This window comes from Acetobacter papayae JCM 25143 (genome assembly GCF_000613285.1).
Classification (GTDB): domain Bacteria; phylum Pseudomonadota; class Alphaproteobacteria; order Acetobacterales; family Acetobacteraceae; genus Acetobacter; species Acetobacter papayae.
Map to the genome: position 1 here is coordinate 82032 of NZ_BAIN01000001.1, position 13257 is coordinate 95288.

Sequence of the window (13257 nt, forward strand, 5' to 3'; positions counted from 1 at the left end):
TTACCCGCAGATTAAGGCCCGAATCAGGCTACTTTCTGCTTTTCGATATAATCGATGGCGTCTTTGACAGTGGTGATCTTTTCAGCCGCATCTTCGGGGATTTCGACATTGAAGGCTTCTTCAAACGCCATCACTAGCTCGACGGTATCGAGGCTGTCCGCACCCAGATCATCGATGAACGATGCTTCAGGAGTGACCTTGCTTTCCTCGACGCCGAGATGCTCGACCACGATTTTCTTAACCTTATCAGCGATTTCGCTCATCTGTCTTTCTATCCCATATGCCTGACCGCAGAGCGGCAAGGTTGTTCAGGTGCTTGGTTAGCCCTCAATCTTCCGTGCATGGTGGAAAGGGCCAATGATCTCGGCCAACTTTCTGCCTTAGCAGCGGGAGTTGCGGGCGCTTAGCACGTTTTTCCATGTTACGCCAAGGCAAACCGGATGGATTGCTTTCTCTCCTGCCTGACGTAGCGCTATTTGCGCTGTCTGTCTGCCACATCTGAAAGATTTTTGCACGCCCTCTCGCATCTGGGGCGCACATCGGCTTTCGGCTGTGTCAGATCATGGCCATGCCGCCGTTTACATGCAAGGTGCAGCCGGTGATCCACGCTGCTTCATCCGAAGCCAGATAGAGCACGGCCGAGGCGACATCCGAAGGCTGGCCAAGGCGGCCGAGCGGAATGGAAGCTGTAGTTTTTCACGCTGTGCATCCGGCAGGGCGTCCGTCATGGGGGTGACGATAAAGCCCGGAGCCACCACGTTAACCGTGACACCGCGGGAGCCGACTTCCTGTGCCAGAGACTTGCTCATGCCAACCATGCCAGCTTTTGCAGCCGCGTAGTTGGCCTGTCCCGCATTGCCAGTCGCACCAATGATGGAGGCAATGTTGACAATGCGGCCCGCGCGGCGGCGCAGCATGCCCTTGAGTGCGGCGCGGCACAGGCGGAAAGGGGCTGCCAGGTCAACGTCCAGCACCTGATTCCAGTCATCGTCCTTCATGCGCAGCGCCAGCGTGTCGCGCGTCAGGCCCGCGTTGTTGACCAGAATATCCAGCGGCGCACCGGCAATTTCTTCGGCTTTGGCAACGAGCGCATCGGCGGCGGCCGCGTCGCTCAGGTTGGCGGCGGCGGCAAAGGCCCTGCCCTCACCCAGCGCATCAGCCTGCTGCTGGATTACGGATTCCCGTGTGCCGGAAAGAACCACGCGCGCGCCCTGAGCATGCAGGATGCTCGCAATCGCGCTGCCGATCCCGCCCGATGCGCCCGTGACCAGCGCTGTCTTGCCATCCAGTCTGAACATGTTTTTTTATCCGTTTTATTACAATGATTTAAGAAAGGCTTCGATGTCATCCGGCGTGCCGACGGATGCTGTCGTGACATCGGGTGCAATCCGGCGAATCAGGCCCGAAAGAACCTTGCCTGCGCCGATTTCAACAAAACTGTCCACGCCCATTTCTACCATGGCGCGCACGCTTTCTTCCCACCGCACGCGGCCGGTCACCTGCTGGACAAGGTTCTTACGAATCGTGTCGGCATCGGTTTCGCGCAGGGCGGTGACATTGGCGATAACCGGTACAATCGGTGCGGCAATCGTGGCCTGCTCCAGCGCTTCGGCCATGATGGTCTCCGCCGGTTTCATCAGCGAGGAATGGAACGGAGCAGAAACAGGCAGCTTAACCGCACGCTTGATTTTCATCTCTTTGGCAAGTGCTATGGCGGCATCAATGCCCGCCATTTTGCCGGATAGTACGGTCTGCCCGCCGCCATTGTCGTTGGCAATTTCCACCAGAGCGGTCTTGCTTGACTGCGCGCAGATTTCTTCCGCCTGTGCCAGTGTCGCCCCGATCAGGGCGGCCATGCCGCCTTCCCCAGCGGGCACGGCTTTCTGCATGGCCTGACCACGCAGGCGCAGCAGTTTGGCGGTCTGGGCAATGCCTAGCGAGCGGGCAGCGGCAAGGGCTGCGTATTCACCCAGAGAATGTCCGGCCAGCAGGGTGGCAGTTGATGTCAGATCCAGCCCCCTTCGTTTTCCAGCACACGCAGCACAGCCATGGAAACAGCCATCAGCGCGGGCTGGGTGTTTTCCGTGCTGGTCAGGTTTTCTGCTGGCCCTTCAAAAATAATTTTCGACAGGTTTTCGCCCAGAGCATCATCCACCTCTTCAAAAACGGCGCGGGCGGATGGAAAGGCCTGGGCCAGATCCTGCCCCATGCCAACGGACTGGCTACTGTCCGGGGAATACAAATGCGTAAACGGCCATGCTGTCTCACTGTGTTCTTTGAGCGGATGAAGCGCCATGGGCGTGTCCGTCATGGAACGGCCAGTGGCTCCGGCGCTTTGAGGTGACGCACGATACGGCCTGTGCCCGTGTGGCACAATATGCGCGTATCGGACGTTACATTCAGGCGGGAGAGCGGAGCAGAACCCGGTTCAGGCTTTCCAGCGTATCAAAGCTTTCACGCCAGACCTGCCGGAATTTTTCCTCGCCTACCCCACGGGTTTCGAGTGCCTGAGCCAGATCGCCCACCGTGCGCTCTCCATCGATCAGCGGCAGAATGCCGCGTATCTGGGGAGGAAGCGCAATAGGCACCAGCAGCGTGCCGAATGCGAAGGGCAGCGTGTTATCCGGCCGCATCTGCTTGGCCAGTTCCACACCGGGTATTTCGCGCATGATAGGAATACTGGCGTAATCCAGCGGGTCCGGGCGTGTGGGGGCTGCTCCCTTGCGCACGACATAGGCAACGTGGGTTGCCATATTGCCGGTCAGTTCCTCGGCAATGGCGGCCTGCTCCAGAGGCGGTAACTCCGCCAGCTTTGCGCGCAGTTTCGGGTCAGGCAGGAACAAGGCCGGGTTATACCGGGCGGGTTCCATCAGGCAGGTGGGTTCCAGTCCGGCGCGGCTCAGCAGCGCCATGAAAGCCGTGATGGTATAGGAACGGTCACGCGGGTTGAGCAGCAGGTCGTACAGACCAGCATCTCCCCCGGAGAGATGATCGCCAAAGTTGCCATTCTGACGTAGCCACGCGGTTGCGGGCAAAGTCCGCATGATGCGGCGGGCTATGTCCAGCCGGGCTTCGGGGGTGTCTGTTACGGGGGCGAGGCTGCCGAGGGCATCCTGCACCATATATACGCCCGTGCGGCCATAGGGGGCGTATACCATCAATCCCATGCCCCCACCGGTGCCAGCATGGCCTCCAGAGCGCTCAATGTGCTGTCTGGGTCGGGTAGATGGTGCAGAACGCCGCAGCAGTCGATGTAATCGAACAGGCCGAGTTCGAGCGCGGGCAGCTCCAGCAGCGAGCCTTCGATAAAGCGTATGTTAGTAAGCTGGCGTACATCCGCGCGGGCCTGGGCAATGGCCAGCGCGGCCTTGGAACGGTCGAGGCAGATGACTTCTCCGGGGCGCTGCGCGCGGGCCAGATGGGTCGCGAGCATGATGGCGCCATCGCCCGTGCCGCATCCTGCGACAAGGGCCCGAAGGGGGCGACTGGTCGGGCGTTGTGCGCCGAACACCCAGTAGTCGATTTCGCGCAGGTGGCTCGGGCTGCCGATCAGCAACCGCTTGCTTTCCTCTTTTGCCGAGCGTTCGGGGTAGGGATAGGCTTCGTATTGAGCCGTGAGGCTGGAATCGAACAGGTCGTCAGGGGCGGTCATGGTGTTACCCTCCCTCAGCGCGGGAGCAGTCTGCCACGCTGCCACGCTTCGGCGGCCTCATCCGCGCTCATGCCTTCAACATGCATGGCGTAGTCCATGGCGCTGATGATTTTGGCGCTCAGCAGCAACTCATCTAGCTCATCCACCAGATCCTGTTCCAGCTCATCGCGCAGGCCCTGACGCAGCAGCAGCCGGGCGGTCTGCTCTTCGCTCAGCGCTTTTTTGGGATCGGTCAGGATGCGGAAGCCCCCCTGATGGAACAGGAAGCAGGGCTGGTACAGGGGCATGATGGCCAGATCGCCGCGGGTCAGAATGGTATTGAGGGCGCAATGGCCTCGGCATCCGGGCTGGGAGCCAGCGTGAAGCCCGCCGCAGCCAGACCGTAGACGTCCAGCACCTTTTCCATATGGGCGACCAGAGACGCGGGCGTGATGATGGTGCGCGAGAGTTCCGGGCCAGCCTGTGCAAGATCAGCCAAAGAGGTATAGGCCGCGTTTTCTCCGGGGATACAGCAGCAGATTTCGGAGTGGAACAGTGTGCCCAGAGGGAGCACGCCCGGCGTCAGGAGCGCTCCGTCCTCATCAGGCAGCCATGCGGAGACATACAGATCGATTTCCTGATTTTTCAGCATTGTGGCCAGAATGGATTTAGGCCCGGTAACGATTTCAGGTTCGACGTCGTTTGCTTCCAGCACACGGATGATGGCCGCCGCGGTCGCCTCATGCACGGTGGATTCGGGATAGGCGAGCGTCAAGGTGGTCATCACAGGTTCCTTTGTATCTGTTTGAACCTGACCCTGTGTATGGAGCAGGCTGCGCTGCTGTTGCAGCAGGAGATGCGGCCTCAGGCAATCCCCGAATTGAAAATACCTGCATTCCCTGCGGACGAAGCAGTGCTGTTAAGAAAAGAAAAACGCCCTTCCCCCGGTCAGGGAAAGGGCGGACCAAAGTGCCGGTACGTCCGGGGGAGAGACATTCAGGCGGCCACGATACCTTTTTCACGCGGCAGAACCGGGCGGATCATGTTCAGCGCGTCAGCAAAGGACGAAAAGCTGCCCAGCGTGTTGTCTCTGATCGCATCCATGACAATCCAGCGATTGCCGCGGGAATAGACCTTGTAAGCGGGGTCAGCGGTTTCGCGCACCCAGATCACGACATAGGCGGATGAGGTGCCAGCCTGTTTTTCTTCGGTGGAGAAAATATCGGCGTTGCAGATGCCCATGGGCATGCTGGCATCAAGCCAGCGGGACAGATAATCCGTGTGCCGGGACAGGATTTCCATCTGGAACGGAATGATCTGACAGGTGCGTGCTACTTCAGAGCTATACGGCATGGCTTTTCATTCCCCCAGAAGATCAGGTCAATCTCTCGATGTTTCTGAGCTTAGAGGCGGGTTTTGCGCCATGCCACTTCAAAGAACGCGCCAACGCCTTTCTGATAGGCAGGTTGGAAGGGCAGTGACGCAAAAACCACAAAACGGGCACTGGAATGCTAAATTTTTGGTTTCATTTTAAGCAAATGAACATTTTTTGTGCACAAAAATCAGAACTTAGTCGAAACCATTAGAGAGCCATAGTTAAACAGCCCACTTTTTGCGCCGTCGAACTGCTGAGTCTGCCATGTCTGGCTGAACGAAATGCGCAGGCCACGGAACATGACGGCAGCGCCAGCATGGATTTCACCCACGTCCCATTTCTTGTCCACATGCAGGGAGTTCGAGCGCATCGTGTTGCCTTCAAGTGAGGCATCATAGGCGACCGCCTCTCCCGACACGCCACCAAACACGTACCAGGATACGGGGCGGCGGGATTTATAGGCATCGCCGCCATCAGTGACGGAGGACTGGATGGTTGGGGTGCCGAAATCGCTATCGAGCCCCTGCCCTATGCGGAAAATATCACCCAGTCGGCCATAGATCTGGTAATCGCCGATGGCGGCCGAGGCCGAGGGCAGCGTGTCGAGTTCTATCCCGCCAAGCTGCACGAGGGGCAACCGCCATGTGCGTCCGCCCTGCACCTGAAAGATGATCTGGTTCTGCAACTGGTGCGACCAACCCTGATTCGGGGTGTCGCCAATGAGGCTGTGAAAACCGTTCTGCAACTGGCGGCCCTGCGCCGCTGGTCCCATGACACCAAACTGAACACCAAAAACACTGCGGGTGCGGTCGGTATCATTGATCAGGTTGATCGTGCCCAGCAGCAGGCTGCTATAGGGCCGGTCACGCAGCAGGCTGTTATGGGGCTGTCCGGCGGCCCATGGGCTGCTGAGCTGCGTATCACGCGGGGTAAAGATCATCTGCTGCACGCCGAGGCTGATTCGCTGCACCCCATCGCCCCAGATTGCCTTATTAATAGCAGCAATGGGCGCTGGCAGCGTATCGGTACCCGAGGTCCAGTTAAAACGCAGCCCACTAGTATAGTACTGGTCGGATGTTCCCTTGAGCGTGGTGATGGCGTCGTTTTCGCCTGAAGGGTCCATGTGCCGCGTTTGTCCTGAGCGGGGGTCGCGCTGGCCGATGAGGTTACGCCGGGCAGAAGAGATGTGGCGGCTGTGCCGCACGCCAGAGAAAGGCAGGCCGCAGCCATGTGCGTTACGCGGGACGAGGTTTTGATTCCGGCAGGCATGCGGCGTTTCTCCTGATTTTTCTGGTATGAGGACAGCCTTGGATGAGATTTTCTTTAGGGGAGTGCGATACGCTAAGGAAGTCTTTTCCTGACGCCGGGGGCGGGCGTCTGCTGTGTCCGCGGTGATGGCCCTTGGAAAGGGGGCTGGCACCCTTGATCACAAAAATGTGAGAATTGGAAAAGTTGAGTGAAGCCGTGCCCGATTTCATGCTTTCCTGTAGCGGCCCGCTGATGGCTGTGCTACGGACGCAGAGGGCATGTTGCAGCTTTCAGGAGCGGCTGGCGGGGTTATTGGCTTAAATCGGCCGGACCTGTCAACCCGTTCAAGTAACCTGCTCGTTTTTCAATTTACGAGAACTCGCTTCTCCGTACACCAGGATCTAGACCCTTGAAAAGTAACAGGACCGACCGCAGCCCCCGTTCTCCTCGCCGCGGCGGATTTGACGACGATTACATGTCCATGCCGTCTTTCGGTGAGCGCCCTTCCTTCGGTGATCGCGGAGGGTTTGCGCCGCGCCGTACCGGTGGTGGTGCTGGCGGACCGCAGGTTGTCCCTTCCGGTCCGGAAGTCGGTGCAACTGTAAAGTGGTTCAACGGCGAAAAGGGTTTCGGTTTCGTCGAACTGGCTGACGGCTCTGGCGACGTGTTCCTGCACGCTAACGCGCTTACTCAGGCTGGTGTACAGGGTGTAAACCCTGGTGCGACTCTGGTTGTCCGCGTTGGTCAGGGCCCCAAAGGCCGGCAGGTTGCTGAAGTCATTTCCGTTGATGAAAGCACTGCCCAGCCGGAACGCCCCCGTGCGGCTCGTCCTGGCTTCGGCGCACGCCCCGCAGCACGTCCGGCTCCGGACCTTTCTTCTGCTGAAGAAACGCGTGGCACCGTCAAGTGGTACAACGCCGTCAAGGGTTTTGGCTTCATCACGCCTGAAGGTGGCGGCAAGGACATCTTCATTCACGCTTCCGCGCTGGAGCGTTCGGGCCTGAGCGCTCTGAACGAAGGTCAGGGCGTGAACGTCAAGGTTGTTCAGGGTCAGAAAGGCCCGGAAGCTGCTGAAGTTTCCGGCGACTGATTTAACCCGTAGCGGTTATCAGGAAAAAGCCCCGGCTCAGGCCGGGGCTTTTTTTATGCCTGTAAGGCGGGTTTATGCCTCGCTGGAATGGTCTTTCGCATGCGCGTGCGTATGTGGTTCCACCGGAATGATATGAAGGCTGGCATGCGATACCCCTCTCTGGGTACTGACTGTATCTGACAGCTTTTGCAGGGCGGGTGCAGGCCCCCGCAGGATAGCGGTTTCCAGGCAGCGTTCATGGTCGAGATGCACATGCATGGTCGCGACCGAAAGATCATGATGGGTGTGTAGTTCATGGGTCAGGCGCTGGGCCAGAGCCCGTGTTTCGTGGTCGTACACATAATCCAGAACAGCAACGCATTCTCCTGCCTGCGATAGGATGTTCTCGCGTGATGCGGCATCGCGGATCAGATCGCGGATGGCTTCAGAGCGGCTTGTATAGCCACGCCGGTTCATAAGCCCATCCACCGTGGCCAGCAGGTCTTCGTCAATCGTAATGGTAATCCGTTCCATGGCGCCCGGCCCTTTCGTGGAGATTGCTATCACAGAAAGTATGAACTATTTATAAATAGGTATGATTCGTGGAGGCGACCTGCATGTCGTTCCAACATGCGCAGGTCCATGGTGAGGCTGATTTTTCATGCGGTGTATGTGTCCGGTTCTGGTGGCGGGTCTTGCTCAGATTCTTATGGCATCATCCGTTCTGGGGGCCCAAGGGCATTCTCCAGAGCCAAGCGGGCAGAAGCTGGCCGAAAAAAACCATACGGATGAAACCATTACCGTCACCGCCTCTCGTCTGGACCTGCTGGGCAAAGCGGTTTCTGCCGGACAAGGCACGATCACCCAGAATGAACTCAGGCTCCGGCCTGCGTATCGTGTGGGAGAACTGCTGGAATCTGTACCCGGCCTTGTCGTCACTGTTCATTCTGGTGAAGGCAAGGCCAACCAGTTTCTCATGCGTGGGTTCAACCTTGATCACGGCACTGATCTGGCAACATTTGTAGATGATATGCCGATCAATGAAGTCACGCATGCCCATGGGCAAGGTTATACGGACCTCAATTTTCTGATCCCGGAAATGATGGGGATGATCGATTACACGAAAGGCCCGTTCAATGCCGCAACGGGTGATTTTGGTGTGGCAGGTTCGGACCGTATCCGGCTGGTGCGTGACCTGCCGACCATGATGAGCGGTAGTGGCGATACTTTCGGTAATGAACGGCTGATGGCTGGTGGGACAGCGCATTTCCAGAATGGTGATAAACTGCTCGGCGCGTTTGAAACCGACCATGCCGATGGTCCGTGGCGTTACCCAGATAATTTTCGCGCCATCAAATCCATGGCGCGTTATCTGCACGGTACATCAACAAACGGGTTTGACCTCACCGGCATGTATTACCGGGGGCAATGGCGCGCCACCAATGACCAGCCGCTTGAAGCTATCCAGACCGGACTGATTGATCGTTTTGGCTCACTTAACCCGACCGATGGCGGGTTTTCTGAGCGCTACAGCCTGTCGGGCCATTACCAGCGGGGCGATGAGCATGAAAAATGGCAGGCCAGTTTTTATGCAACCCATGACCGTCTGACCCTATGGAATGACTTTACCCATTATCTGGTAGACCCTGTTGATGGAGATCAGTTCGAGCAGGATGAAACGCGCACCAAGGTTGGGGGCACGCTGAGCTATACCCGTCAGGATATGCTGTTTGATCATATTCTCAGCCAGACTGTCTTTGGTATTGACGGACGTTACGACACGGTTTTCATCGACCGGCGGCACACCCGCCAGCGTGTTGTGCTCGCTACCTGCCCGGATAGCCCTTATGGAGGAGGACGCTACGTCTGCAACGCGGATTCCGTGCAGGAAGGACGCGTTGCTGGATATGTGCAGAATACGACCCGCTGGCTCCCCTGGATGCGTACTGTTGTGGGGCTACGTGAGGAATATTATCAGGGCTCGGATATCAGTCTGGTAACGGGGGCTTCCGGCCATGTCGGTCAGGCGCTGTTTCAGCCAAAAGGCAGCCTGATTTTCGGGCCTTGGCATAAAACGGAACTCTATCTGAGTGCAGGGCGAGGTTTCCATTCCAACGACCTGCGCGGTGTGGTGGGTACATTTTCAGGGGATCGTTTTACCGCGGGTTCGGTGCAGACCCCGGTGATGACCAAGGCCTTTTCAGAGGAATTAGGTATCCGCTCCACCCCGCTGCGACATCTCAACACGCAGCTTTCTTTCTGGCGGATCGATTTTGATTCGGAACTGATCTACGACCCGGATGAAGGTGTGAATGAAGCCGGTCCACCCAGCCGCCGTCAGGGGGTAGAGTTTTCCGCCCAGTTCAATCCCCTGCCCTGGCTTGAACTGAATACCGACATTGCCTATTCGCACGCGCGGTATCGCACTAATAATCCCGGTTATTATGGGATTGATGGGCTGTATGTGGCCAACGCGCCCAATATCATCTGGTCATTCGGGGTGCTGGTTGACAACAAGGGGCCGTGGTTTGGCGGTATGCAGCTACGCTGGCTGGGTAGTTACCCATTGCTGGAAGATAACAGCCTGCGTTCCAAAGGGTATCAGGAGGTTAATCTTGATGTCGGTTATCGCTTCAGCAAGCATCTGACGCTGACTGTCTCGCTGTTTAACCTGACCAATTCCCACGATAATGCGATTGAATACGGCTACGAATATCGTATTACACCCACGGCAAAACCGGTTACGGGAGCGACCGTGCACCCGCTTGAACCCGTTTCAGCCCGCTTTGCGTTGACCCTGACACTGTAAAGCGGGCTGCTGGGAAAAGGGGCAATGGAGATCAGTAGTCGCCTTTGCCCTTGTTACGGATCAGCCGCGCTTTGTCACGCTGCCAGTCTCGATCGGCTATGGCGTGGCGCTTATCCACGCTTTTTTTACCAACCCCCAGACCGAGTGTCACCTTGGCTACGCCACGGGCATTGAAATGGATGTCGAGTGGCACAAGGGTTGCCCCCTGTTTGGCGATCGCCCCCATATATTTGCGCACTTCCTTGCGGTGCATCAGGAGCTTGCGCGGCGCGCGGCTATCAAAACGCGAGAGCACGCCGCCTGATATTCGGGGATATAGCTATTGAACAGCCATAGTTCTCCATCACGCTCACCAGCAAAGGCTTCGCTAATCGTGGCGCGCCCAAGACGCAGGCTTTTGACTTCGGGGCCTTTGAGCACAAGCCCGGCCTCTATGGTTTCCTGAATGGCGTAGTTGAACCGCGCCTTGCGGTTCTGGGCAACCATGCCGTGCGAAATCATAGAGCTTTTAGCGGTTTTGCCAGATTTTTGCGACATGATCAGTCAAGCAGGCCCGTAGCGACAAGGGCTGCCCGCACCTTTTCGCGTGAAGGTTCTGTCAGCGGTGCCAGCGGCAGGCGGCAGGTCTCGCCCGCAAGGCCGAGCAGGCTGGCGGCGTATTTGGCAGGAGCCGGATTGCTCTCGCAGAACATGGCGTCATGCAGGGGCAGCAGACGGTCCTGAATGGCCATGGCGTCCTGTACGCGGCCTTCCTTCCATGCACTCTGCACGTTGGCGCAGAGTGCCGGGGCAATGTTGGACGTCACGCTGATGCAGCCGTCACCACCGGAGGCGAGGAACGCAACGGCCGTGCCGTCTTCACCCGAAAGCTGGTTGAAGGGCCGGTCAAGCGCCTGACGGAGTTGGAGGGGGCGCAGCAGATTGGCCGTGGCGTCCTTCACTCCGATAATGTTCGCATGTCTGGCAAGACGTGCCATGGTCTCGACACTGATATCGACTATCGAACGGCCGGGTATGTTGTACAGAATGACCGGGATGGAAATGGCGTCCGCAATGGTCATGAAGTGGCGGTAAAGCCTTCCTGCGTAGGCTTGTTGTAATACGGCGCGACAACCAGCACCGCAGCCGCCCCGGCTTTTTGCGCATGGATTGCCAGATCGGTTGCTTCCGCCGTGCTGTTGGAACCTGCCCCGGCAATAACCGGCACACGCCCCGCTGCCACCTTGATGGCACGTTCCACCACGGCATGATGCTCGGTATGGCTCAGGGTCGGGCTTTCGCCGGTTGTGCCCACAGCGCACAGGGCAGACGTGCCTTCGCGGATCTGCCAGTCCGCAAACTTTTCGAAGGAAACAAAATCAAGGCTGCCATCTCGGTTCATGGGCGTAATGAGAGCCGTAATGGAGCCGGAAAAGAACGTGTCAGACATGGGCTGTAATCGATCCTGAAGTGGCATCCTCCGGTGAGGAACGCGGCATGTCCTGTCCTTCGGCTGATGTGGAGTGACGGAAGGGCGACTGTTCATAAACGCCCAGAATAGTGGCGCTTTTGGCGAAAAATTCAAGCTCTGCCAGAGCCTTGCCCAGATGGGCGTCTTCGGGATGGCCTTCCACGTCCATCAGAAAGCGTGTGGCTGCGAATGTCTCGCCCGCCATGTAACTTTCCAGACGGGTCATGTTCACCCCGTTTGTGGCAAACCCTCCCAGCACTTTGTACAGAGCCCCCGGCGTGTTGCGGACACTGAAAATTAGTGTGGTCATGACATGCGGGGCATGCACGGGGGGGCGTGTTGGCTGGCGTGAGGCGATATAGAAACGGGTGGTGTTGTGGGTTGCATCCTCAACATTGCGTTTGAGAATTTCAAGCCCGTAAAGCTCGGCCGCCAGTGCTGAGGCCACGGCGGCGTCCTCGGGTTTTTTCCACAAAGCTACCAGTTCGGCTGCCCCTGCCGTGTCGAATTCAGGCACAGGCATCAGGTTATTATCGCGCAGGAGCACGCGGATCTGATCCATGGCCACGGGGTGGGTATGGATACGGCGGATCTGCTCCATGCGGGTGCCCGGCACGACCAGCAGGCAATGTTCGACCCGTTGAAAGTGTTCGCCCACGATATGTAGCCCCGATGCGGGGAGCAGCGAGTGGATATCGGGCACACGCCCGGCCAGACTGTTTTCGCAGGCCAGCATGGCCTGTTCCGCCCGGCCTTCATGCACGGCGGCCATGGCTTCGGCAAAGCTGCGGCACGGCAGGGTGCGCCATCCGGGCCGTGCGTTGCGGCACGCCAGGTCTGAATAGGCTCCAGGTGTCCCCTGAAAGGCTATGACCTGCTGTGTCATGACTTTTGTGCTCCGATCATGCGGCGCGCCCGCTCCAGGTCTGCTGGTGTATCCACCCCGAAAGGGGCCGTATCCATACGGGTGCAGCCAATCCGCATGCCCGCTTCCAACGCTCTTAACTGTTCGAGATTCTCGAGCATTTCAAGCCCGGAGGGCGGCAGACTGACAAAACGTGCCAGTGCCGTGCGCCGCCAGGCATAAACCCCGACATGGTGCCACAGCGGCCCAGCCCCCCACGGAATGGGCTGGCGTGAAAAATACAGACCCGGCGTGTTGTGCTGTTCCGCTGAAAAAGAGCAGGCCACCTTAACGACGGACGGCGCATCACGCTCCTCATCAGAGGTGATAGGCGCTACCAGAGTGCCGAGGTCGAAGGCCGGATCATCCATGACACCCAGCACGGAGCGCAGGGCTGTGGGTGGAAACGTGGGCAGGTCGCCCTGCAGATTGATAATAATATCGTGCTGCTCTTCGGGGTCTGCAAGGCAGGCCGCCTGCCATGCCCGATCCGATCCAGAAGGCAGATTTGGGTCTGTCAGGATAGCGGTGCCGCCCGCCTGGGTCACTGCATCGCAGATTTCCTGCTCGGCCGCGGCGACAATCACTGGGCCAATCTGCGCCTGTAGTGCCGCTTCGAGCACATGTACGATCATGGGGAGACCGGCAATATCCGCCAGTGGTTTTCCCGGCAGGCGGGTGGAAGCCAGTCTTGCGGGAATGATGGTCAGTGGTGGGGACGGCATCGGCTTGCTCCAGAACGTGGCGCGGCTTATAGCCGAAGACAAGGCG

General features: G+C 58.4%; 7 protein-coding genes and 7 pseudogenes. 2 read left to right on the forward strand and 12 right to left on the reverse strand.

What is annotated here, in order from left to right; genetic code table 11:
* Positions 1 to 23: 23 nt before the first annotated feature.
* The 7 genes and pseudogenes from JCM25143_RS00420 to JCM25143_RS15490 form a co-directional block, all read right to left on the reverse strand.
* Positions 24 to 263, reverse strand: coding sequence for an acyl carrier protein (locus tag JCM25143_RS00420; RefSeq protein WP_025859646.1), 240 nt, complete (start codon positions 261 to 263; stop codon positions 24 to 26).
* A gap of 292 nt (positions 264 to 555) precedes the next feature.
* Positions 556 to 1298 (reverse strand): annotated as a pseudogene (fabG, locus tag JCM25143_RS15470) (3-oxoacyl-[acyl-carrier-protein] reductase).
* An 18-nt stretch (positions 1299 to 1316) separates the two neighbouring features.
* Positions 1317 to 2258: pseudogene (gene fabD, locus JCM25143_RS15475) on the reverse strand (ACP S-malonyltransferase).
* Between the two features lie 141 nt (positions 2259 to 2399).
* Positions 2400 to 3652, reverse strand: a pseudogene (locus JCM25143_RS15480) (class I SAM-dependent methyltransferase).
* Positions 3653 to 3666: 14 nt separating this feature from the next.
* A pseudogene (locus JCM25143_RS25020) lies at positions 3667 to 4415 on the reverse strand (glycine betaine ABC transporter substrate-binding protein).
* Positions 4416 to 4627: 212 nt separating this feature from the next.
* Positions 4628 to 4984 carry a hypothetical protein gene (locus JCM25143_RS00445; protein ID WP_025859647.1) on the reverse strand — a complete coding sequence of 119 codons (357 nt, stop codon included), beginning with the start codon at positions 4982 to 4984 and terminating at the stop codon, positions 4628 to 4630.
* A 209-nt stretch (positions 4985 to 5193) separates the two neighbouring features.
* Positions 5194 to 6236: pseudogene (locus JCM25143_RS15490) on the reverse strand (lipid A deacylase LpxR family protein).
* A gap of 427 nt (positions 6237 to 6663) precedes the next feature.
* Here JCM25143_RS15490 and JCM25143_RS24955 point away from each other — a divergent pair.
* Positions 6664 to 7344: a cold-shock protein gene (locus JCM25143_RS24955; RefSeq protein WP_035370250.1), complete on the forward strand. Its 681-nt coding sequence runs from the start codon at positions 6664 to 6666 to the stop codon at positions 7342 to 7344.
* 72 nt (positions 7345 to 7416) lie between these two features.
* Here the strand turns inward: JCM25143_RS24955 and nikR are convergent, their stop codons facing one another.
* On the reverse strand, positions 7417 to 7857 hold the full coding sequence (nikR, locus tag JCM25143_RS00465; RefSeq protein WP_025859649.1) for a nickel-responsive transcriptional regulator NikR: 441 nt from the start codon (positions 7855 to 7857) through the stop codon (positions 7417 to 7419).
* Between the two features lie 127 nt (positions 7858 to 7984).
* On the opposite strand from nikR, the gene JCM25143_RS00470 reads away from it, so the two are divergent.
* Positions 7985 to 10132: a TonB-dependent receptor gene (locus JCM25143_RS00470; protein ID WP_035370252.1), complete on the forward strand. Its 2148-nt coding sequence runs from the start codon at positions 7985 to 7987 to the stop codon at positions 10130 to 10132.
* 31 nt (positions 10133 to 10163) lie between these two features.
* Here JCM25143_RS00470 and smpB read toward each other — a convergent pair.
* The 4 genes and pseudogenes from smpB to JCM25143_RS00490 form a co-directional block, all read right to left on the reverse strand.
* Positions 10164 to 10669 (reverse strand): annotated as a pseudogene (smpB, locus tag JCM25143_RS15495) (SsrA-binding protein SmpB).
* Positions 10670 to 10671: 2 nt separating this feature from the next.
* Positions 10672 to 11561 (reverse strand): annotated as a pseudogene (gene dapA / locus JCM25143_RS15500) (4-hydroxy-tetrahydrodipicolinate synthase).
* Positions 11554 to 12468, reverse strand: a complete 915-nt coding sequence (locus JCM25143_RS00485; RefSeq protein WP_025859651.1) for a prephenate dehydratase — start codon at positions 12466 to 12468, stop codon at positions 11554 to 11556. The pseudogene dapA and the gene JCM25143_RS00485 overlap by 8 nt, the downstream one beginning before the upstream one ends.
* Complete coding sequence (locus tag JCM25143_RS00490; protein ID WP_025859652.1) at positions 12465 to 13211, reverse strand: 3-deoxy-manno-octulosonate cytidylyltransferase; 747 nt, start codon at positions 13209 to 13211, stop codon at positions 12465 to 12467. Before JCM25143_RS00490 ends, JCM25143_RS00485 begins: the two co-directional genes overlap by 4 nt.
* Between the last annotated feature and the right edge of the window lie 46 nt (positions 13212 to 13257).